This is a genomic window from Streptomyces sp. NPDC000594 (assembly GCF_040299965.1).
GTDB lineage: Bacteria > Actinomycetota > Actinomycetes > Streptomycetales > Streptomycetaceae > Streptomyces.
Genome location: NZ_JBEPCY010000030.1, coordinates 40,914 through 60,891 on the forward strand (window position 1 = coordinate 40,914; position 19,978 = coordinate 60,891).

18 protein-coding genes and 1 pseudogene are annotated in these 19,978 nt (G+C 73.9%); 8 read left to right on the top strand and 11 right to left on the bottom strand.

Features of this window, described 5'->3' with window-relative positions:
* The first annotated feature begins 69 nt into the window (after positions 1 to 69).
* Together ABT354_RS29560 and ABT354_RS29565 are read left to right on the top strand one after the other, a co-directional pair.
* Positions 70 to 1,308, top strand: a complete 1,239-nt coding sequence (locus tag ABT354_RS29560; RefSeq protein ID WP_351499347.1) for an FAD-dependent monooxygenase — start codon at positions 70 to 72, stop codon at positions 1,306 to 1,308.
* Positions 1,305 to 2,216 carry a Gfo/Idh/MocA family protein gene (locus tag ABT354_RS29565; protein ID WP_351499350.1) on the top strand — a complete coding sequence of 304 codons (912 nt, stop codon included), beginning with the start codon at positions 1,305 to 1,307 and terminating at the stop codon, positions 2,214 to 2,216. Before ABT354_RS29560 ends, ABT354_RS29565 begins: the two co-directional genes overlap by 4 nt.
* Here ABT354_RS29565 and lnt read toward each other — a convergent pair.
* From lnt to ABT354_RS29600, 7 genes and pseudogenes are all read right to left on the bottom strand, one after another.
* Positions 2,203 to 3,875: pseudogene (lnt, locus tag ABT354_RS29570) on the bottom strand (apolipoprotein N-acyltransferase); the annotation flags it as partial. The gene ABT354_RS29565 and the pseudogene lnt overlap by 14 nt on opposite strands.
* Entirely contained in the window at positions 3,769 to 4,233 is a 465-nt protein-coding gene (locus ABT354_RS29575; RefSeq protein ID WP_351499354.1) for a nuclear transport factor 2 family protein, read from the bottom strand. The gene ABT354_RS29575 and the pseudogene lnt, both read right to left, overlap by 107 nt.
* Before the next feature lie 424 nt (positions 4,234 to 4,657).
* Complete coding sequence (locus ABT354_RS29580; RefSeq protein WP_351499356.1) at positions 4,658 to 5,275, bottom strand: lipoprotein; 618 nt, start codon at positions 5,273 to 5,275, stop codon at positions 4,658 to 4,660.
* A 38-nt stretch (positions 5,276 to 5,313) separates the two neighbouring features.
* Positions 5,314 to 6,480: a methyltransferase gene (locus tag ABT354_RS29585; protein ID WP_351499359.1), complete on the bottom strand. Its 1,167-nt coding sequence runs from the start codon at positions 6,478 to 6,480 to the stop codon at positions 5,314 to 5,316.
* A 139-nt stretch (positions 6,481 to 6,619) separates the two neighbouring features.
* On the bottom strand, positions 6,620 to 6,778 hold the full coding sequence (locus tag ABT354_RS29590) for a hypothetical protein (RefSeq protein ID WP_351499361.1): 159 nt from the start codon (positions 6,776 to 6,778) through the stop codon (positions 6,620 to 6,622).
* Between the two features lie 758 nt (positions 6,779 to 7,536).
* On the bottom strand, positions 7,537 to 8,409 hold the full coding sequence (locus ABT354_RS29595; RefSeq protein ID WP_351499447.1) for an undecaprenyl-diphosphate phosphatase: 873 nt from the start codon (positions 8,407 to 8,409) through the stop codon (positions 7,537 to 7,539).
* A gap of 233 nt (positions 8,410 to 8,642) precedes the next feature.
* Positions 8,643 to 9,350, bottom strand: a complete 708-nt coding sequence (locus ABT354_RS29600) for a TVP38/TMEM64 family protein (protein WP_351499363.1) — start codon at positions 9,348 to 9,350, stop codon at positions 8,643 to 8,645.
* A 519-nt stretch (positions 9,351 to 9,869) separates the two neighbouring features.
* Here ABT354_RS29600 and ABT354_RS29605 point away from each other — a divergent pair.
* Together ABT354_RS29605 and ABT354_RS29610 are read left to right on the top strand one after the other, a co-directional pair.
* Positions 9,870 to 11,072: an elongation factor Tu gene (locus tag ABT354_RS29605; protein WP_351499364.1), complete on the top strand. Its 1,203-nt coding sequence runs from the start codon at positions 9,870 to 9,872 to the stop codon at positions 11,070 to 11,072.
* A 111-nt stretch (positions 11,073 to 11,183) separates the two neighbouring features.
* Positions 11,184 to 12,041, top strand: coding sequence for a spermidine synthase (locus ABT354_RS29610; RefSeq protein WP_351499366.1), 858 nt, complete (start codon positions 11,184 to 11,186; stop codon positions 12,039 to 12,041).
* Here ABT354_RS29610 and ABT354_RS29615 read toward each other — a convergent pair.
* From ABT354_RS29615 to ABT354_RS29630, 4 genes are all read right to left on the bottom strand, one after another.
* Positions 12,003 to 13,382 carry an MFS transporter gene (locus tag ABT354_RS29615; RefSeq protein WP_351499368.1) on the bottom strand — a complete coding sequence of 460 codons (1,380 nt, stop codon included), beginning with the start codon at positions 13,380 to 13,382 and terminating at the stop codon, positions 12,003 to 12,005. The two genes, ABT354_RS29610 and ABT354_RS29615, sit on opposite strands and share 39 nt — an antisense overlap.
* Positions 13,383 to 13,497: 115 nt before the next feature.
* Positions 13,498 to 14,532: a DUF8017 domain-containing protein gene (locus ABT354_RS29620; RefSeq protein WP_351499370.1), complete on the bottom strand. Its 1,035-nt coding sequence runs from the start codon at positions 14,530 to 14,532 to the stop codon at positions 13,498 to 13,500.
* Between the two features lie 73 nt (positions 14,533 to 14,605).
* The gene (locus tag ABT354_RS29625) at positions 14,606 to 15,280 is read right to left on the bottom strand and encodes a response regulator (protein WP_351499372.1); all 675 of its coding nucleotides are present in this window, start codon (positions 15,278 to 15,280) and stop codon (positions 14,606 to 14,608) included.
* On the bottom strand, positions 15,277 to 16,389 hold the full coding sequence (locus tag ABT354_RS29630; protein WP_351499375.1) for a sensor histidine kinase: 1,113 nt from the start codon (positions 16,387 to 16,389) through the stop codon (positions 15,277 to 15,279). The genes ABT354_RS29625 and ABT354_RS29630 overlap by 4 nt, the downstream gene beginning before the upstream one ends.
* A gap of 214 nt (positions 16,390 to 16,603) precedes the next feature.
* Here ABT354_RS29630 and ABT354_RS29635 point away from each other — a divergent pair, with 214 nt between their 5' ends.
* The 4 genes from ABT354_RS29635 to ABT354_RS29650 all read left to right on the top strand — a co-directional run bounded on the left by ABT354_RS29635 (position 16,604) and on the right by ABT354_RS29650 (position 19,888).
* Positions 16,604 to 17,203, top strand: a complete 600-nt coding sequence (locus ABT354_RS29635) for a hypothetical protein (protein ID WP_351499377.1) — start codon at positions 16,604 to 16,606, stop codon at positions 17,201 to 17,203.
* A gap of 120 nt (positions 17,204 to 17,323) precedes the next feature.
* Positions 17,324 to 17,776 (top strand): DUF4442 domain-containing protein, encoded by a 453-nt coding sequence (locus tag ABT354_RS29640; RefSeq protein ID WP_351499379.1) that lies wholly within the window; start codon positions 17,324 to 17,326, stop codon positions 17,774 to 17,776.
* A gap of 157 nt (positions 17,777 to 17,933) precedes the next feature.
* Positions 17,934 to 18,467, top strand: coding sequence for a gamma carbonic anhydrase family protein (locus ABT354_RS29645; protein WP_351499381.1), 534 nt, complete (start codon positions 17,934 to 17,936; stop codon positions 18,465 to 18,467).
* Positions 18,468 to 18,649: 182 nt separating this feature from the next.
* On the top strand, positions 18,650 to 19,888 hold the full coding sequence (locus ABT354_RS29650; RefSeq protein ID WP_351499383.1) for a cytochrome P450: 1,239 nt from the start codon (positions 18,650 to 18,652) through the stop codon (positions 19,886 to 19,888).
* Positions 19,889 to 19,978: the final 90 nt, after the last annotated feature.

A 19,978-nucleotide genomic window follows, 5' to 3' on the forward strand; every position in this document is an offset into this window, starting at 1 on the left:
CCGCCCCTACTACAGCTGTAGTAATCTCGGAGTGTTACTACACCTGTAGTTGACTCCGGAGGAGCTGCCATGCCCGCACCCCGCGCCCGTGCCGTCGTCATCGGTGGCGGCATCGGCGGCCTCACCGCCGCCCTCGCCCTCCACCGCACCCGCTGGGAGGTCACCGTCCTGGAGCGGGCCCCCTCGCTGGAACCCGTCGGCGCGGGCATCGGCCTCGCCCCCAACGGCCAGCGCGCCCTCGATACCGTCGGCCTCGGCGACGAGATCCGGGAACTGGCCGCCTGGCAGGGCGACGGCGGACTCCGCACCCCCGACGGCCGCTGGCTCAGCCGCATCGGCTCCGCCGCCGTCGCCGCGCGCTTCGGCGGCCCCGTCGTCATCGCCCACCGCGCCGAACTCGTGGCACGGCTCCTCGCCCGCATCCCCGGCGGAACCGTCCGTACCGGTGTCACCGCCCGTCTGCTCGACCCCGGAAAGGCCCAGGGTGCCCCCGCCCGGGTCGCCGCCGACGGCGAAGAGATCGAGGCCGACCTCGTCGTCGGCGCCGACGGCATCCACTCCGGTGTCCGCCGCGCCCTCTTCCCCGGCCACCCCGGCCCCCGCTACTCGGGCCTCACCACCTGGCGGGTCGTCGTCCCCGGCCTCGGCCGCCCCTTCCCGCCCCACGAGAGCTGGGGCCGGGCCATGCTCTGGGGCACCCTCCCGCTCCAGGACGGCCGGATCTACGCCTACGCCGCCGCCCCCGCGCCCGCCGGGGAACGCGCCCCGGACGAACACGCCGAACTCCTGCGCCGCTTCGGGAACTGGCACGACCCCATCCCCGCGATCCTCGGCTCCCTCACCCATGACCAGGTGCTCCGCCATGACGTCCACCATCTGATCGACCCGCTGCCCGCCTTCCACCGGGGCCGCACCGCCCTCCTCGGCGACGCCGCCCACGCCATGGCCCCCAACCTCGGCCAGGGCGGCAACCAGGCCATCGAGGACGCCGTCGTCCTCGCCCACCACCTCGGCCCCGGCCCCGGCCGTGGCATCGACCGGGGTCCCGCGCTCGCCGCCTACAGCGCCGAACGCCTCCCCCGTACCACCGCCGTCGTCCGCAAGGCCGCCCGCGTCGCCCGGCTGGTCCAGCTCTCCAGCCGCCCCGCCGTCGCCGCGCGCGACGGAGTGCTGCGCCTCGCCGCCCTCCTCGGCCCCGGCGCCGCCGTCCGCACCATGGACGGGATCGCCGACTGGCGCCCGCCCCGGCGCACGTATGCTGACCGGGCGCCGCAGGGGCGCGCGACGGAACGGGGAGGCATCGGGTGAGGATCGGCTGCATCGGACTCGGGGACATCGCGCAGAAGGCGTACCTCCCGGTACTCGGCACCCTCCCCGGGGTCGAACTCCACCTCCAGACCCGCACCCCCGCCACCCTCGCCCGGGTCGGCGACGCCCACCATGTGCCCGCTCACCGGCGCCACACCACCCTGGACGCGCTGCTCGCCCAGGACCTCGACGCCGCCCTGGTGCACGCCCCCACCGAGGTCCACCCCGAGATCGTGACGGCCCTGCTCGAAGCCGGGGTCCCCACCTATGTCGACAAGCCCCTCGCCTACCACCTCGCCGACTCCGAGCGGCTGGTCCGGCTCGCCGAGGAACGCGGCACCGGGCTCGCCGTCGGCTTCAACCGCCGCCACGCGCCCGCCTACGCCCAGTGCGCCGACCACCCGCGCGATCTGATCCTCATGCAGAAGAACCGCGTCGGGCTCGCCGAGGAGCCGCGCCCCCTCGTCCTCGACGACTTCATCCATGTCGTCGACACCCTCCGCTTCCTCGCCCCCGGCGACATCGAGCACACCGACATACGCGCCAAGGTGGTCGACGGCCTCGTCCACCATGTGACGCTCCAGCTCTCCGGCGAGGGCTTCACCGCACTCGGCATCATGAACCGCAAGAGCGGCTCCACCGAGGAGATCCTGGAGGTCTCCGGCCAGGACACCAAGCGCGAGGTGCGGAACATCGCCGAGGTGATCGACCACAAGGGACAGCCCAGCGTCCGGCGGCGCGGCGACTGGGTGCCGGTCGCCCGCCAGCGCGGCATCGAACAGGTCACCCTCGCCTTCCTCGACGAGGTCCGCGCGGGCCGCGTCCCCAGCGCCCGGGACGCCCTGCTCACCCATGAACTCTGCGAGCGGGTGGTCCTGCGGATCGAGGAGCTCACCGGCCGCGGCTGAGCCGGCGGACACCCGCCGCCGCGCCCAGCGCCACCAGCGCGCCGAACGCCCCGTACACCGCCCAGTCGCCGTAACGGAGATAGGCCGTCGTCCCCCGGGCGAGCGGCAGTTCGTACACCGCCGCACCGCTGGCCGAGGTGGCGAGCACGGGGCCCCGCCGGCGGCCGTCCGGGCCGTATGCCGTACTCACTCCGGTGAGGGTGGCGTGCGCCACCGGCCGGCCGCTCTCGGCGGCCCGCAGCGCCGCGAGCGAGGCATGCTGCTCGGGGGCCCAGCTCCGCTGGAAGGTCGAGGTCGCCGACTGGACCACCACCAGTCGCGCCCCCTCGGCCGCCAGCCGCCGGGTCATGTCCGGGAACGCCGACTCGAAACAGACCAGCGGCCCCACCCGGAGCCCGTCGGCCAGGGTCAGCACCACCGGACGGGTGCCGCGCAGCCGGTCCTCCGCCGCCGCCCGGCCCACGGAGGTGGCCCAGCCGAGGAGCCCCCGCGCCGGGACGTACTCACCGAACGGGACCAGCCGCATCTTGTCGTAGCGGTCCCCGGTCGGCCCGGCGGGCCCCACCAGCACCGCGCTCTTGTGGATCCCGCCGCCGGGGCCCGGCCGCCGGGCGTCCACATTGACCAGCAGCTCCGCCCCCACCGCCCGGGAGAGCGCCGCGAGCCGCCGGGCCAGATCCGGACGGCGGCCGAGATCGGCGCCCACACTGCTCTCGCCCCACACCACCAGATCGAGGTCGCGTCCGGCGAGGCCCCGCGTCAGCTCCTCGGCCCGCGCGAAACGCCGCTCGGCGCCGTCGTGACCGTCGAGGACACCGGGCTGGACCAGGGCGACCCGTACCCGCCCCGACTCCTCGGGACGCGGCGCCGCGACCGCCACCACCGTGGCGGCGAGCGCGCACACCCCCAGCGCGCCGCAGACCGGGACGCGGGCCCGGGGGAGCGCGATCACCGCCGTCACGGCGGTGTTCACGGCCACCACCGCCAGACTCACCAGCCACACCCCGCCCACCGACGCCAGCCGCAGCGCCGGGGCGACCTGCCACTGGCCGGCCCCCAGCAGGCCCCATGGCCCGCCGAGCCCCTGCCAGGAGCGCACCAGCTCGATCATCAGCCAGCCGCACGGAACCGCCACCAGCGCGGCCAGGGCGGCCCGGGGTCCGCCCGCCGGATCCCCGAGCAGCGCCCGGACCAGCCATCCCCACGGGGCCCAGAGCAGGGCGAGGAGCGCGGCGAGGACCACCGTGAACACATGGAGGCTGGGTATCAGCCAGTGGTGGACGGCGACCATGAAGCCCAGCCCGCCGAGCCAGCCCTCGACGACGGCCCGCCGCCCGGTCGGCGCGGTCCGCAGCAGCAGCATCCACGGGACGAGCGCGCCGTACGCGAGCCACCACAGCGAGGGCTCGGGGAAGGTGAGCGCGGGCAGCGCCCCGGCGACGACGGCGGCGAGGGCGCGCGCCCCGGACCCCGGTACGCCGCCCGTCCACCGCACCACCGCGCCTCCTCGCCCGGGGACTCCCCCCAGTGTGGCGGCGCGGCGGGAGGGGGGCTACCCGGCGTGCGGGCCCGGGAGGACGCCCTCCCGGTGCCACCGCTCCCGCGCCGTGAGCCCGCTGAGCAGCCAGCCGTCCCCGGCCCGGACCGCGGTGAAGACATAGCGCCCGCCCGAGATCCGGCCCTCGCCCGTCTCCCGCGCCATCGGGATCAGATAATCGGCCCGCACCTCGGCGGTGTCCCCGGGCGACCCGTCCAGCTCGTCGATGCGCACCAGCCGGTTCACGATCAGATGCTGCCGTACGGGGAAGAGCGCCATCGCCCGGACGATCTCCTCGGCCGCCTCGGCGATGGGGGCGGCGGTGCCGCCCGCGTCGCGGTAGTCGAGCACGGCGTCCTGGGTGAACAGGGCCGCCAGATTCTTTCGGTCCGCGTCGTCGACGGCCACGGCGTAACCGGTGACCAGCTCGTCCACGGCCAGCCGGTCCATCATCCTCGCGAGATCCACACGCTGTGTCATCGCCTCAGTCTCGGGCCCCGGCCACCCCTGGCCAAGAGCCCTGCGCCACTTGGCGCGGCGCCGCTTCGGCGACATCGCCGGGCGGGGGGCAGCCCTGGCCCGGAGGAGGCCCCGCACGTGCGGGGACGACTACTACGCCCTGTGGGTCCAAGGTGACGGGACAGGACCACCCCCGCGCGGGGACGACCTGCTCTACAACGCGTACCTCGGCCCATATTGGGGACCACCCCCGGACGCGCGGGGACCACGCGTTCCCGGACTTCACCATGCTGGCGAGGGCCGGACCACCCCCGCCCGCGCGGGGACCACACCTCGCGACCTGCTCATTCACCGGCCGAAGGGGCGATTCTCCTTCACCTCCGTCGACTCCGGCACAACGGACCTTCCGGATGAAGCCGTTCGTCCGGTCCGGCGCGGACCGGGGTCACCCACCCGCACGTGCCGACTTCCGCGCCAGCTCATACGCCGGGAGCGCCGAAGGGTCCTCCGAAGCGCCCATCCCCCCGAGTTGGACCGCGACGATACCGTCCGGCGTCCCCACGGCGAAGGCGCGGGCGGTGATGTCCTCGTCGTCCGTCTGACCGGGGGACTCGGTGAAGACCGCCTCCGTGATGGGGGAGGCCCCCGTACGGACCGAGGAGTAGCGGGACTGCTTCAGCCGGAGGGTCACGCCGTCGACCAGGCTCTTCAGCGCCTGCTCGGGGGTGCGCCCGGCCGTCGGGGCCGTCCAGACGCGCAGGGGGGCGACCCCCGGGGGGTCCTCCGTGCGCAGCTCGCAGACGAGCGAGAACTCCTTGCGCTCCGGGTCCGCCGAGGCGGAGGCGGCCGCGGTGGCCGTCGCCTGCCAGCCGGGGGGCAGGTCGAAGGAGACCGGCAGGGCGCAGCCGGAGTCCCGGGGGCCAGCCTTCCGTGCCTGGGGCGTCTCGCCGCCCCGGGGTTCCGGGTCCGCGCCCGTCCTCTTGGTCTCGCTGCTGCACCCCGAGACCAGTACCCCCAGCACCAGCGCCGTCATCGGCACCGCGCCCCGTACGGTCCGCCCCATGACGGATCCCCCCTGTTCGTCCACGACTTGGGGTGATCCTAAGTGGTGCGCCGCGCCGTCCCCCGGCGGACCGACCGCAGGACGACGAACTTCGGATCGCTCGCCACGACCTCGCAGTTGCCGAAGAGCTTGCGCAGCCGGATGTGGTAGCCGAGGTGGCGGTTGCCGATGACCCAGAGTTCGCCCCCGGGCCGGAGCGCCCGGCGTGCGCCGGTGAACATCCGGCGGGCGGTGGTGTCGGTGGTCGCGCGGTGGGAGTGGAAGGGGGGATTGGTGAGGACGAGGTCGACGGAGGAGTCGGGGAGCGGGGACATGCCGTCGCCGACGACGAAGCGGGCCCGCTCCCCGTCGGGGACGTTGTCGCGGTAGGTGGCCTCGGCGGAGGCGACCGCGGAGTAGGACTCGTCGATGAAGGTGATCTCCGCGTCGGGCGCGGTCAGGGCGACGGCCGTGCCCACCACGCCGTTGCCGCAGCCGAGGTCCACGACCCGCGCGGAACCGTCGGGGGTGGGCAGATGCCGCAGGAAGAGCCGGGTGCCGATGTCCAGCCGGTCGGCGCAGAAGATGCCCGCGTGGTTGGTGACGGTGTGCCCCGCCAGCACCCCCGTGTCGTCGGGGAGCGCGTACCGCAGTGGCCAGGGGCTGGGCCCCGGGGTGCTCGCCGGGTCGGGGGTGCAGTGGATCAGCCGGGCCTTGCGTACCGCGAGCGAGGTGCGGGTGGGGCCGATGATCCGCTCGAAGAGCTTGAGGGTCGAGGTGTGGATCTCGCTGACCATGCCGGTGCCGACGACGACCGTGCCCGGGTGCAGCGCGGGTGCCAGCCGGTGCAGCTGGTCCTCCAGCAGGGCCAGGCTCTTGGGCACCCGTACCAGCAGGACGTCGATCCGTCCCGGCGGGGTGTCACGGGCGGTGAGCAGCGCGTCCGGGTCGGCGGTGAGCCCGTTGCGGGCGAGATTGGCGAGGGTCGCCTCATGGCCGAGGAAGGAGTCGGTGATCTGTACGGGGCGGTGGGCCGCGAGGGCGGTGGTCAGCGCCCCCCAGCGGTCCCCGGCGACGACCACGGTTCCGGAGAGATCGGTTCCGTCCTCGGCGAGCTGCCGCAGCAGATACTCATCGGCCGCGTCCCAGGCGCGCAGCTGGTCGCGGGGGTCCTCGGGGAAGCGGGTGAGGGCGAAGTCGCCCCAGGACGTGCTCAAACGGTTCATCGTGCAGTCAGGCTAGCCCAGTACGGGGCCGGGTCCCGCCAGGCCGGGCGCGGTGTTCCGCCGCCGGGCCTCCCGGTCTTCGCTACTGCGACGCGTCTGCGATCCGCTGGGCTTCGGGGGTCGGTACGGAGGGCTCCGCTCAGGCGGCGGGTTCGACGTTCTCGACCCGGTCCAGCGCAGCCGCGGCCCACCGCAGGACGAGCGCCTCGTACTCGCCGCGCCGTTCCTCGGGCAGCTGGCCGTCGGCCCACAGCTCGCGGATACGAGCGTTCAGCTCGGCGGCGGACAAGCCTGACAAGGCGGACAAAGAAGTCTCTGACTCGCGGGGAAGGGGGGACATGCGAACAGATTACGGCCTCGGGCGGGGCGTCGTCTCCCCCGTTGGTGGTGGAGCAAGTCACCCTTCCCGCCCGTACGGGCGCTCAGCGTATGCGTTCCGGCCAAGGTGAACTGGGCACTTCCCGGCGGGAGGAGGTCGGGGGCGACAGGAACGACCCCCGCTTGTGGTGATGAACCTCATGGCGTGGACCGTGTGGTGTCGCTCACGGCGCCGGGTTGCTCCACGGCGGTGTAGCGGTGGTCACATTCGCATACGGAACCTCGCGCGCCCCGGGTGTCCCGTGTGCGTACGGGGTTCCGGGGAGCGCCCTGTGGACCGGAGCCCGCCCCGACGGCGGCTGGGGGACGGGTGAAAGCGCTGGTGATCGATGGCCCCGGGGAAGGGGGTGGCGGACGGCGCGCCCGCCGCCGGATGCGCCGGGCGCACCACCCGCGCCCCGGGCGGCTGACCGGCCGAGCAGTACGGTTCGGAACGGGCCCCGCGCCGTACCGCCGGTAAAGCCCGCCGGGCCCCGATCGCGGGACCGGTTCCCGCCGGGACGGCCCTCCGGGGCGCGCACCCGCCCGCGCCGCCGTCCGCCAGGGGTACGCCGACAGGAATCCGCCGTTCTGTGGATCCTGTGAAACCGGGCCCCCGTTCCGGCCCTCCTGGAGCCCTCCGTTCCGGCTCCATCCGTACCCCTGCGACGGGTCCGGGCCGTCGCCCGAACTCCCTGATCAGCCGCCGGATTCGCCCGCGTGCGGGCTCAGTACTCCGGCGCCCACCAGGATGAACAGCAGGATGCCCAGGAGGATGCGATAGATGACAAAGGGCATAAAGCTCTTGGTGGTAATAAATCGCATGAACCATGCGATGACCGCATATCCCACGATGAAGGCCACCACCGTGGCGAACAGGGTCGGCCCCCAGGAGACATGCCCCTCGCCCGCGTCCTTCAGCTCGTACACCCCCGAGGCGAGCACCGCCGGGATGGCGAGGAGGAAGGAGTAACGGGCCGCGGCCTCACGGGTGTAGCCCATCAGCAGCCCGCCGCTGATGGTCGCGCCGGAGCGGGAGACGCCCGGGATCAGTGCCATCGCCTGGCAGAAGCCGTAGATCAGGCCGTCCTTGACGGTGAGGTCGCGCAGGGTCTTGCGCTCTTTCGCCGCCCGGTGCCGGCCGCCGGACTCGTCGCGGGCGGCGAGCCGGTCGGCGATGCCGAGGACGATGCCCATGACGATCAGGGTGGTCGCGATCAGCCGCAGATCGCGGAAGGGGCCCTCGATCTGGTCCTTGAGGGTGACCCCGAGCACGCCGATGGGGATGGAGCCGACGATGACCAGCCACCCCATCTGGGCATCGTGGTCATGGCGCATCGCCTTGTCGGTGAGCGAGCGGAACCAGGCGGAGAGGATCCGTTTGATGTCCTCACGGAAGTAGATCAGGACGGCCGTCTCGGTGCCGATCTGTGTGATCGCGGTGAAGGCCGCGCCGGGGTCCTCCCAGCCCGCGAAGGCCGCGGTGAGGCGCAGATGCGCACTGGAGGAGATCGGCAGGAATTCGGTCAGCCCCTGGACGAGGCCGAGAATCAGGGATTCGAACCAGGACATGGAAAAGCGCGCCACCCAAGAAAGATCATTTCTGAACGGCGCGCGTCATCATATGAGTCAGATAAAAGCACTCGAATGCGCGCCGGTGCGAAATGAGCGTAGCGCTCCGAGGTGAACACGAAGTGGCGTACGGGCGGACCGTGTACCGAGAACCGCTGTACGAGTGGTCCCCGATGGGCCGGTGGCCCCGGCGCGCCGTCGGCCCGGACGGCCAGGAGGGAACCGGCGGACCGTCAGCCCCGGGCCAGGGCGCGCCGCTTGCGCCAGGCCACCGCCGTCGCGATCAGTCCGGTCACCACGATGAACCCCATCGCGGCGAGGAAGGCGGGGGAGGTGGGCGAACTCGCGCGCGCCCCCGCCACCACGTACGCCGCCGTGTTCGGAATGGTGCCCAGCGCCGTGGCCAGCAGAAAGGGCGGATATCCCATCCGGGAGACCGCGGCACAGTAGTTGGCGGCGGCGAACGGAATCCCCGGAAAGAGCCGGATGGCCAGCATCGAACGGAAGGCGTGTTCGCTCAATTGGGTGTCCGCCGTGGTGAGGATCCGCCCCCGCAGCAGCGGACGGAGGGCGTCCTGGCCGAGCAGCCGGCCCAGTGTGAAGGCGATCCCCGCGCCCAGGACCGTCCCGGCGACCGCCGCCGGCAGACCCGCCTGCGTACCGAAGAGCGCGCCCGCCGCGAGATTGAGGATCGGCCGGGGGACGAACGCCGCCGTGCACGCCCCGTAGGCGAGCGCGAAGAACACCACCGAGGCGGCACCCGTCAGCCGTGCCGACGGCCAGCCGTCCGCCAGCAGCCGCTGTGGCTCGTACAGCACCACCAGGGCTCCGGCGCAGACCAGCATCAGGACCAGCAGCGACAGCCGCGACCACGGGGAGAGCAGCACCCGGCCGCAGCGCACGGCGAGGGCGGACGGCTGTCGGGGAGCGGGTTCGAACATCCGGGGAGACTAACCGACAACCGGATGTGATCGCCGTGATGACCGTCGCTGCCACGCCGGACGATTTCCGCGCGGAGGCGTCCCGGGGCGTCGGGACAGCCCCACGGCCCACCCGTACCAGGGATCGCGGCGACCTCCGGGGACCCACCCGTACCAGGGGTCGTGAGGGCGGGCCGCCCCGGTGAAAACCAGTCGACGCCGTCCGCCCCGAGGGCGATGATCGGTGACATGTTCCGGCCGGTCGTTCCCGCAGTGCCCCGCACGGTGGCACCGGAGCCCCAGGCCGCCCTGTTCCTTACCGGATCCCTCACCGGATCCCCCAGCGGATCCGCCGCCGAGCCCTCCTCCGGGCCGCCCGCCGTCCGGCATCCGCGCTGTGCCGCCGACGTCATCGTGGTGCCCCCTCCCAGCGGCACCCGACGCTGACCCTTCCCGGATCGTCCGGCGGGGCCCCTGTGGGGAGGGTCGGCCCGCTCCCGGGGCCTTGCACACCTTCGTCACGAACTCCGAGGAAGTGCCATGTCCACTGTGTCCACCGCCCCGAATCCCTGCGACCGCCCCGCCACCGCCAAGCCGCACCTCAATATCGGCACCATCGGCCATGTCGACCACGGCAAGACCACCCTCACCGCCGCCATCACCCTGGTCCTGAGCGCCCGGGGCGGCGGCACCTTCGTCCCCTGCCACCGGATCGACCGGGCCGCCGAGGAGATCGTCCGGGGCATCACCATCCACCTCGGCCAGGTCGAGTACGAGACCGAGACCCGCCACTACGCCCATGTCGATCTCCCCGGCCACGCCGACTTCGTCCGGACCACCGCCGCCGGGGCCTGTGGCCTCGACGGAGCCGTCCTCGTCGTCTCGGCGCCCGACGGGGTGATGCCGCAGACCGCCGAACATGTGCTGATCGCGCGTCAGGCGGGGGTCGACCATCTCGTCGTCGCCCTCAACAAGGTGGAGATGTGCGACGACGAACGCGCCGGCGAGGTCGAGCGGGACATCCGCGCCCTGCTCGACGCCCATGGCTACGGCGGGGACTCCACCCCCGTCGTCCGGGTCTCCGCCCTCGGCGCCCTGGAGGGCCGGCCACGCTGGACCGCCGCGGTGGAGGCGCTGCTCGACGCGGTGGAGACCTATGTACCCCTGCCGCAACGGGCCACCGCCGCGCCCCTGCTGCTGCCCGTGGTCCGCGCCCTCACCGTCACCGGGCGGGGCACCGTGGTCACCGGGGTGCTGGAGCGCGGCACGGTACGGATCGGTGACCCGGTCCAGCTGGTGGGGGCCGAGAGCGGCCCGAGGACCTGCACCGTCACCGGCCTCCAGTCCTTCGGCCGCCCGCTGGAGCACGCGAGCGCCGGGGACCGGGTCGCGCTGCTGCTGCGCGGGGTGCCCCGGGAGGCCGTCCGACGCGGCCATGTGGTCGCCCAGCCCGGCAGCCTGGTCCCCGGGCGGGACTTCGCCGCGTGGGTACGGCTGCTCTCCGGGCGGGAGGGCGGCCGGACCCGGCCGGTGGACAGCGGCTACCGGCCCCAGTTCCATCTGCGCACCGCCGATCTCACCGGCCGGATCGACCTCGGCGCCCCGGACACCGCCCGCCCCGGCTCCACCGTCGCCATGACCGTACGGCTGGGCCGCCCCACCCCACTGGAGCCGGGGCTCGGCTTCGCGGTCCGCGAGGGCGGGCGGACCATCGGCACGGGGACGGTGACCGAGGTGCTGTGACCGGGTCCGCCCCCGGCCGTGCGGCACCAGGGCCCGCGCCGCCCGCCCCCCGGGGCCGGGCGGCGCGGGCCCCTGGAGCAGGCGCCCCCGGGGAGAGGGGACAATGAACAGGTGAACGAACCGCTCGACGAGCCGCGCCCCGTCATCCGGGACGTGGACTTCGGCACCGCCCGGCTGCTCCCCGATGTCGACCGGCCACGGGCCTGGCTGCTCACCGTCGACGGCGCCCCGCAGTCCTATGTGGACCTCGACGCCCCTGCCCATCTGGAGTTCGAGTACACCCGGCGGCTGGCCCACGCCATCGCCGTCCACCCGCCCGCCGGGACCCCGCTGGACATCGTCCACCTCGGCGCCGGAGCGCTCGCCCTGCCCCGGCAGGTGGCCGCCGTGCGGCCCGGCTCCCGACAGCTCGCCGTCGAGGCCGACCGGGGTCTGATCGCCCTGGTCGGCGAGGTGCTGCCGCTGCCCGCCGACTCCGGGATCGAGGTCCGCGCGGCCGATGCCCGCGACTGGATCGAGACCGCCCCCGCAGCCTCGGCCGATGTCGTCGTCGCCGATGTCTACGGCGGTTCCCGGGTCCCGGCCCGGCTCACCTCCCTGGAGTACGCGCGCGCCGCCGCCCGGGTGCTCCGCCCCGGCGGGATCCATGCCGCCAATCTCGCCGACGGCACCCCCTTCGACTTCCTCCGGGGGCAGCTCGCCACCTGGCGCGAGGTCCTGCCGGAGCTGGCCGTCGTCGCCGAGGCGCCCGTGCTGCGCGGCCGCCGCTTCGGCAATGTGGTGGTGCTCGCCGCCGGCGTCCCGCCCGACCTCGCGGCGCTGACCCGGCGGGTCGCCGCGGACCCCTTCCCCGCGCGGGTGGTCCACGGGGCCGCGCTGGACCGGCTCATCGGGGACGCCCGGCCGGTCACCGACGCCTCGGCCCGACCGTCACCCCGGCCGCCGGACGGTACCTTCGGCATCGGCTGAGGCGGCACCGGTCACCCCGGGAGCCTCGGTGACCCCGGGTGCTCCGGTCGTGTCGGAAACCCCGGAAGCCCCGGCCGCCGGGTCCTTCCGGGTACGGCGGTCGGTCAGATTCCGTACCTCCGGCACCAGCAGCACCAGCGCGGTCGCCACCACCACCAGCACCGCGCAGCCCCACAGCGCGGGACCGCGCCCGAAGATGCTCTCGGCTGGCCCGGCGAGCGCGGTGGCCACCGGCAGCATCGCCACCGAGCCGAACCAGTCGTACGACGACACCCGGGACAGCTTCTCCTCCGGGATCTCCTGGTGCAGCGCGGTCATCCAGGTCACCCCGAACACCTCGATCGCCACGCCGTTGAGCAGCATGGCCACCACCAGCGCCTCGATCGGCAGCGGCACGGCGAGCGCCGCGGGCAGGACGGCGTAGGAGAAGACACAGAGCGTGCCCGCGAGCAGCAGCCGCCGGGGCCGCCAGCGGGTCATCAGCACCGCGCCCAGCAGGGTGCCGACGCCGAAGGCGGCCAGTGCGATGCCCCAGGGCCGGGAGCCGCCGAGTTCGTCCCGGGCGACCATCGGCCCGTACACCCCCTGCGCCGCGCCGATGACGGCGACGACCACGGTGAACTGCGCGATGATCGACCACAGCCAGGGTCTGCCGATCACCTCGTGCCAGCCCTCGCGCAGATCCGCCAGCAGTCCGCCGCCGCGTGCGCGCGGGGCGATATGGCTCACGTCCAGAAAGGCGCGCAGCAGCCCGGCGACGGCGAACGCGGCGGCGTCCACGGCGAGCACCCAGCCGGCCCCGAACGCGGCGATCATCCCCCCGCCCAGCGCCGCCCCGCCGATGGCGGCCCCGTGCATCGCCATCCGGAAGAGCGCGAACGCGCGGCTCACCTGATCGCCGCTGACACTGGAGAGCAGCATTCCCTCGGCCGCCGGGCTGAAGAACGCCTGGCCGGTGCCGCCGAGCGAGGTCAGCACCATCATCTGCCAGAGCCGGGGCTCGCCGGAGAGGACCAGAACGGCGAACACCGCCTGGGAGACGCAGTTGAGGGCGTTGGCGGCGACCATCACATGGTGCCGGGGTATCCGGTCGGCCACCGCGCCGCCGATGAGCAGAAAGAGGACGAGCGGGAGCGTCCGGGCGGCGGTGACCAGCCCGACCTCGGCCGCGCCGCCGCCCGTCTCGATCACCGCGAAGGCCGCCGCGATCGTCGCCCCATGGCTGCCGAGCTGGGTGACGACGGCCGCGGCGGCCAGCAGGACGTAGTTGCGACCGGCCCAAGAGGGGCGCCGGGAGGACCACCGGCCGGATGCGCGGGAGACGGGGGGAGGGGTGGTCACCCCGCGACTATTCCGCCCCGTGCCCGGTCTGCCAAGCGAATAAACGGCCCCGCCGCGCCGGGTCCCGTACCGGATGTGCGCGGTACGGGTACCGGCCGTGGGCGGTACGAGGGGCTCAGCGGGGGGCCGTTCCGGCGAGGCGGAGGGTGGTGAGGATCTTCTCGACGGTGGCGTCCGGGATCTCGTCGGCCACCCCCTTGTCGGCGTAGAGCACCCAGGTCCGGAACTCTCCGTCGGGGTCCTTGAAGGTGAAGGCGGCGGCCTTGCCGTCGGTGGCGCACGGGGTGTTCTTCCGTACGCCCACGGCGGTCGCGGTCGCCAGACTGCCCCGGATCCCGGAGGCGGTGGTGAACGGCCGGGCGGGAGTGGTCCGTACGGTCCCCTTGGGCTCCGTCTGCGCATAGGCGCCCCAGGCCCAGAAGCCCGCCTCGGCGGTCGCGGCGCTCGCGGTGTCCTTGGCGCCCTTGCCGCCCTTGGTGCCGACGGTGGCCCGGCTGGACGAGACGGAGGGGCCGCCGTCCTTGCCCTCGGCGGTGCAGGAGTCGGGCCGGAGGTGCGCCGGCGCGGACATGGTGACCAGCGGGGCTCCGCCGCCCTTGGCCCGGTCCTCCAGGAAGGTGCTGATCCCCGAGGGGGCGACGGTCCACGCCGCCGGGACGTCGAAGCGGGTGCCGTGCTTGGGGTTGGTGACGACCTTCCAGCCCTTGACGGTCGGTTCGCTCTCCCCGGCGCCGCGCGGGTTCTCCGCCGCCGGAGCGGGGGCGTCCGCAGGCTTCTCCGGCCCCTTCGCCCGGTCGGTGTCCCGCTCGGAGGTACGGGCCCGCTCGCCCGTCCCGGCGGCAGCCGGAGCGGGATCCTCCCCGCCGAGGACGATCACTCCGGTGATCACCGCCGTCGCGACGACCGCCGCCACCGCGCCGATGGCGACCCGCCGCGTCCGCCGCCGGTCGTCCTGGTCGTCCCGATGGTCCGGCCCGCCACCGCCGTAGGGGTACCCCGGCTGCCCCGGGTACGGGGGAGTGCCCGGCGCCCCCTGCCCCGCGTACGGGTGGGGCGGCTGCCCCTGGCCGGGCGGGGGATACCCGGGCGGCTGATACGGATCCGGCTGCGGAGGGTGCCCGCCACCGGGCTGCTGCTGTGCTGGCCACATGGCCAGAACCCTAGTGCCGTGCGGAGACGCCCAGGCGCCCGGGAGACCCGCTGTCCCTGCCGGCGGGGTTCCCCTATGCCTCGGCCAGACCGTTCTCCCAGGCCCAGGCGGCGATGCCCACCCGGTTACGGGCCTTCAGCTTCGCCTGGACGTTGGCGATATGGGTCTTGGCGGTGCCCGCCGAGATGAAGAGCCGCTCGCCGATCTCGGCGTTGGTGAGGCCCTCCGCGACCAGCCGGGCGATCTCGCTCTCCCGGGCGGTGAGCGGCGTCAGGGCCGGGGACGCCGCCGGGGCCGGGGCCGGGGCCGGAGCGAGGCTCCGGAGCAGCCGGACCGTGATCTGAGGGCTGATGAGAAGGTCCCCGGCCATCGCGGCCCTGACCCCCTCGATCAGCAGCCCGGGGCCCGAGCGCTTCAGCAGGAACCCGCAGGCCCCGTCCCGCAGCGCCGTGCGGACGTAGTCGTCGTGGTCGAAGGTGGTGACGACCAGGACGCGCAGCGGGTCGGGTACGCCGGGTCCCGCGAGCCGCCGGGTGAGTTCGAGGCCGTCCAGGCCCGGCATCCGGATGTCGGCGAGGACCAGGTCCGGGCGCAGGGAACGGGCGAGATCGACGGCGGTGAGGCCGTCCGCCGCCTCACCGACCACGGCCATGTCGGGCTGCGAGCCGAGGATCAGACGGAAGCCGTTGCGGATGTCCTCCTGGTCGTCGGCGATCAGGATCCGGGTCGGTCCGGGGAGGGCGGTCATGGCGTCTCTTTCGGGGGAGTGGCGGGGAGAACGGCGGTGAGCCGCCAGCCGCCGTCGCCGTGCGGCCCCGCCGAGAGGGTTCCCCCGAGGGCCCGGGTGTGCTCGGTGAGGGAGGGGAGGCCGAGACCGCCCCGGGCGACACGGCGGCGGGCCGGTCCGGGGCGGGTCCCCCGGTCGTTGGTGACCCGGATCTCCACCGTGGCGGCCGTGGCGGTGAAGACGACGGTGGCATGGGAGGCGCCGGGTGCGTGCCGGCGGATGTTGGTCAGTGCCTCGACGACGATGCGGTACGCGGCGCGGCCCGCCTCGCGGGAGAGCGCCCGCGCGACCGGGGGAGGCAGCTCCAGCCGCGCCCGGGTGGCCCCCGCCGAGGTGAAGTCCGCTATCAGGGTGGGGAGCCGGGACAGATCGGGGAGCGGCTCGGTGGTGGACGCCTCCGGGCCGTGCAGCATCTCCACCGTCCGGTCCATCGAGGCCAGGGCGCTCAGGCCCGCCCTCTCGATGCGTTCCAGGGCGAGGAGCGCCTGGCCGGGGTCGGTGGCGGCGACAAAGCGGGCCGCCTGGGCCTGGACGACGATTCCGCTGATGTCATGGGCGACGAAGTCATGGAGGTCCCGGGAGAGTTGACGGCGCTGGGTCCGGCGGGCCTCGGCGACCGCGCTCCGGCGGCGCCGTGCCTGGCGGCGGGGGTAGGCGCCGGCCGCCACCGAGGCGGCCGCAGGAACCAGCCAGAAGGCGACGGCTCCGATCGATTCCAGGAAGGACTCGTCGGCGACCAGCGGCAGCGGCCAGAGGGCCACCGCCAGGACGCCCGGCGGGAGGGCCCAGGTGAGGTCCCGCCGGGGTGACCAGCGGGTGACCACGGCCAGGAGGAGCAGCAGGACGGCGGTCTCCACCAGCTTCCAGCCGGGGCCGGGCCCGGCCTTCGGCAGGGCGAAACTGGTGATCAGTGAGAGGACCGCGCAGACCGAGGCCGGGCGGGCGAGGCGGCCCAGCCGCCGGCGGACGGTGGTACGCGGGCCTGCGGCGGCCCACACCAGTGCGCCCGCCGCCGTGAGCACCGGCAGAGTGCCCAGCGCCATGACGGCCGGGCCGGTCGATTCCCCCATGTGATCAGCGTACGGGTGGGCACGCCGCGGGGCCCTGTGCCGATCGGCGGAGAGGCGCTGGGCGGCGGCGCGATCTCTCTGCCGATCGGCGGATGGGATCGCGCGGCGCCGGGAGCGAGGCTTGGGTCATCCAGCCGGTCACGGCGAAACCCGTCACGGCGAAACCTGTCACCTCCGGCCCCTCCGGTCCCCTTCCAGAACCAGGGAGTTCATCGTGCGCACCACCGCAATCGCCGCCCCGTACCATCCGGTGCGACCGTCCGCCATGGGTGACATCCCGGTCGCCGGAAAGCCCGCGCCCCGGGTGCCCCGTTCCGTCCGGCTGGCGGCGCACGCCGCCGCGCTGACCCTGGTGCCGTCCGGCCTGTGGCGCATCGCCGTCGCCCTCGGCTGGGACTCCGGATTCACCGACGAGTACCTCCACCCGAGCAACTTCCCCGGCTTCGACTCCTTCTACCTCATCGGCCTGAGCCTGTTCGCCGAGGCGCTCGGACTGCTGACGCTGGGGCTGATCCACCGCTGGGGCGAGGAACTCCCGCGCTGGGTACCCGTTCTGGGCGGCCGGCGCATCCCCGTGATGGCGGCGGTGGTCCCCGCCTCGCTCGGCGCGGTGCTCGTCACCCTCATCACGGTCAGTGGCGCTTTCACCTGGAACGACACCGACAACATGGGCGCCGCCGGATCCCCCGATGGCGGTCTCTACTGGGTGATGACCGCCTGCTATGTCCCCCTGCTGGCGTGGGGGCCGCTGCTCGCCGTGGTCACGGTCGCCTACTACCGCCGCCGGCGCGGGGAGCGCGGGGTCCGGCGGTGACGGCCCGCTCCTCGGCCGCCGCACCCGGGAGGTCCGGCGGTGACGGCCCGCTCCCCGGCCCCGCACCCGGGAGGTCCCGGGGATGGCCAAGCGCTTTACTCGTGGGTAACATCGCGGCCCATGAGCGCAGATCAGATGTCCGTAGGCGAACTCCTGGCCGCCACCGTCCCCATGGTCCGGACCCTGGAGCTGGAGTTCCTGGAGACCACCGCCGACCGTGCCGTGCTGCGGCTGCCGGACCGGGAGGCCCACCACAACCACATCGGCGGGCCGCACGCCGGAGCGATGTTCACCCTCGCCGAGTCGGCGAGCGGCGCGGTCGTCCTCGCCGCCTTCGGCGGGTTGCTGGACCGGGCCGTCCCGCTCGCCGTCACGGCGGAGATCGCCTACCGCAAGCTCGCCATGGGTGAGGTGACCGCCACCGCCACCCTCGGCCGCCCGGTCGCCGACATCGTCGCCGAGCTGGACGGGGGCGGCCGCCCCGAGTTCCCCGTACGGGTCACCATCGAGCGTGCGGACGGCGCGGTCACCGGGGAGATGACCATCGTCTGGACCCTCCGCCCCAAGTCCTGACCCGCCGCCCGGGATCGGGACCGTCCTGACCCCCGGATGCCCGCAGTCCTGCCCCTCCGACCTCACGACCCCCCTGGCCCCCTGACCTCCCGGCCACCCCCCTGGGTAGGCTGCCCCGGCGTCGCGCCGAGGGGGCGCGCGCCGGAAGGAGAGCGCGATGACCGCAGCACCATGGATCGCCGCCGTGGGCGGCAGGGAGCCGGACATCGCGCCGGACGCCTTCACCGCGCCCACCTCGGTCGTGGTCGGTGATGTCACCCTGGCCCCGGGGTCGGGCGTCTGGTACCACGCCGTCCTGCGCGGGGACTGCGCGCCGATCGCGATCGGCGCCGACTCCAATATCCAGGACAACTGCACCGTCCACGCCGACCCGGGTTTTCCGGTCACCGTCGGCGAGCGGGTCTCCGTCGGCCACAACGCGGTCCTGCACGGCTGCACGGTCGGGGACGACGTACTGATCGGCATGGGGGCCACCGTCCTCAACGGCGCGCGGATCGGCGCCGGATCGCTCGTCGCCGCCCAGGCGCTGGTCCCCCAGGGGATGGAGGTCCCGCCGGGCTCCCTGGTCGCCGGTGTTCCCGCCAAGGTCAGACGGGAGCTGACCGAGGAGGAGCGGGCCGGGATCGCCCTCAACGCGGCCGTCTACCGCGATCTGGCGGACACCCACCGCTCGGCGACCCCGCGCTCCTGAGCAGCGCCCGGCCCGTCCGGCGCCACCGTGACGGGCCGGGCCGGCCGGCCCCGGAAGCCGCCTGGGAATCCGCCATTCCTGGCGAAGGGGAACATCTGGATTCGGCCAAGATCAGTCTGTCTGGGACCTGTCAACGGCGCCTAGCGTGACCGGTGTCGTCCACCCACCCCCAGGGAGCGCGCATGGTCATCCCCGATCGGATCCCCGACCGGATGCCCGACATCCTGTCCCCGGAGTTCGCCGCGGACCCCTACCCCACCTACCGGGCCCTGCGCGAGCACGCCCCGCTGCTCTGGCACGAGGCCACCGGGAGCTATCTGGTCTCCCGGTACGAGGATGTGGAGCGGATCTTCAAGGACAAGGCGGGCCGCTTCACCACCGACAACTACGCCTGGCAGATCGAGCCGGTGCACGGCCGGACGATCCTCCAGCTCAGCGGCAGGGAGCACGCGGTGCGCCGGGCACTGGTGGTGCCCGCCTTCCGGGGCGCCGAGCTGCGGGAGAAGGTCCTCCCGGTCATCGAGCGCAACGCCCGGGAACTCATCGACACCTTCCGGCACACCGGGGCCACCGATCTCGTGGACTCCTTCGCCACCCGCTTCCCCGTCAATGTCATCGCCGACATGCTCGGCCTCGACAAGGCCGACCACGCCCGCTTCCACGGCTGGTACACCAGTGTCATCGCTTTCCTCGGCAATCTCTCCGGCGACCCGGAGATCGCCGCGGCGGGCGAACGCACCCGTGCCGAGTTCGCCGAGTATCTGTTCCCGATCATCCGCGAGCGCCGGGCGGACCCGGGGGACGATCTGCTCTCCGCCCTCTGCGCCGCCGAGGTCGACGGGGTGCGGATGAGCGACGAGGACGTCAAGGCCTTTTGCAGTCTGCTCCTCGCGGCCGGGGGCGAGACCACCGACAAGGCGATCGGCGCCCTTCTCACCAACCTCCTCGCCCACCCCGAGCAGTTCGCCGCCGTCCAGGAGGACCGCTCACTGATCGGCCGGGCGTTCGCGGAGACCCTGCGCCACTCCCCACCGGTACAGATGATCATGCGGCAGTCCGCCGAGGAGGTCTCCGTCGCCGGGTGCACCGTCCCCGCCGGGGCCACGGTCACCTGTCTGATCGGCGCCGCGGGCCGGGACGGGAAGCGCTACCGGGACCCGGACACCTTTGACATCCACCGTACCGATCTCGCGGCGGACAACGCCTTCACCGCCGCCGCCGACCATCTCGCCTTCGCGCTCGGACGGCACTTCTGCGTCGGCGCGCTGCTGGCCCGCGCGGAGGTGGAGACCGGCGTCAACCAGCTCCTCGACGCCATGCCGGAGCTGCGCTTCGCCGACGGCTTCGTCCCCCGGGAGCGAGGGGTCTTCACCCGGGGGCCCGCGGCGCTGCCGGTGCGCTTCACCCCCGTACCCGGCTGACATCCGTACCCGGACCGGGGTCCTGCCCCGCACCCCGGCCCCTGGGTACGGGTACGCGGGCGCGGGGCGGGCCGCCGGTCCGGTCCGGCC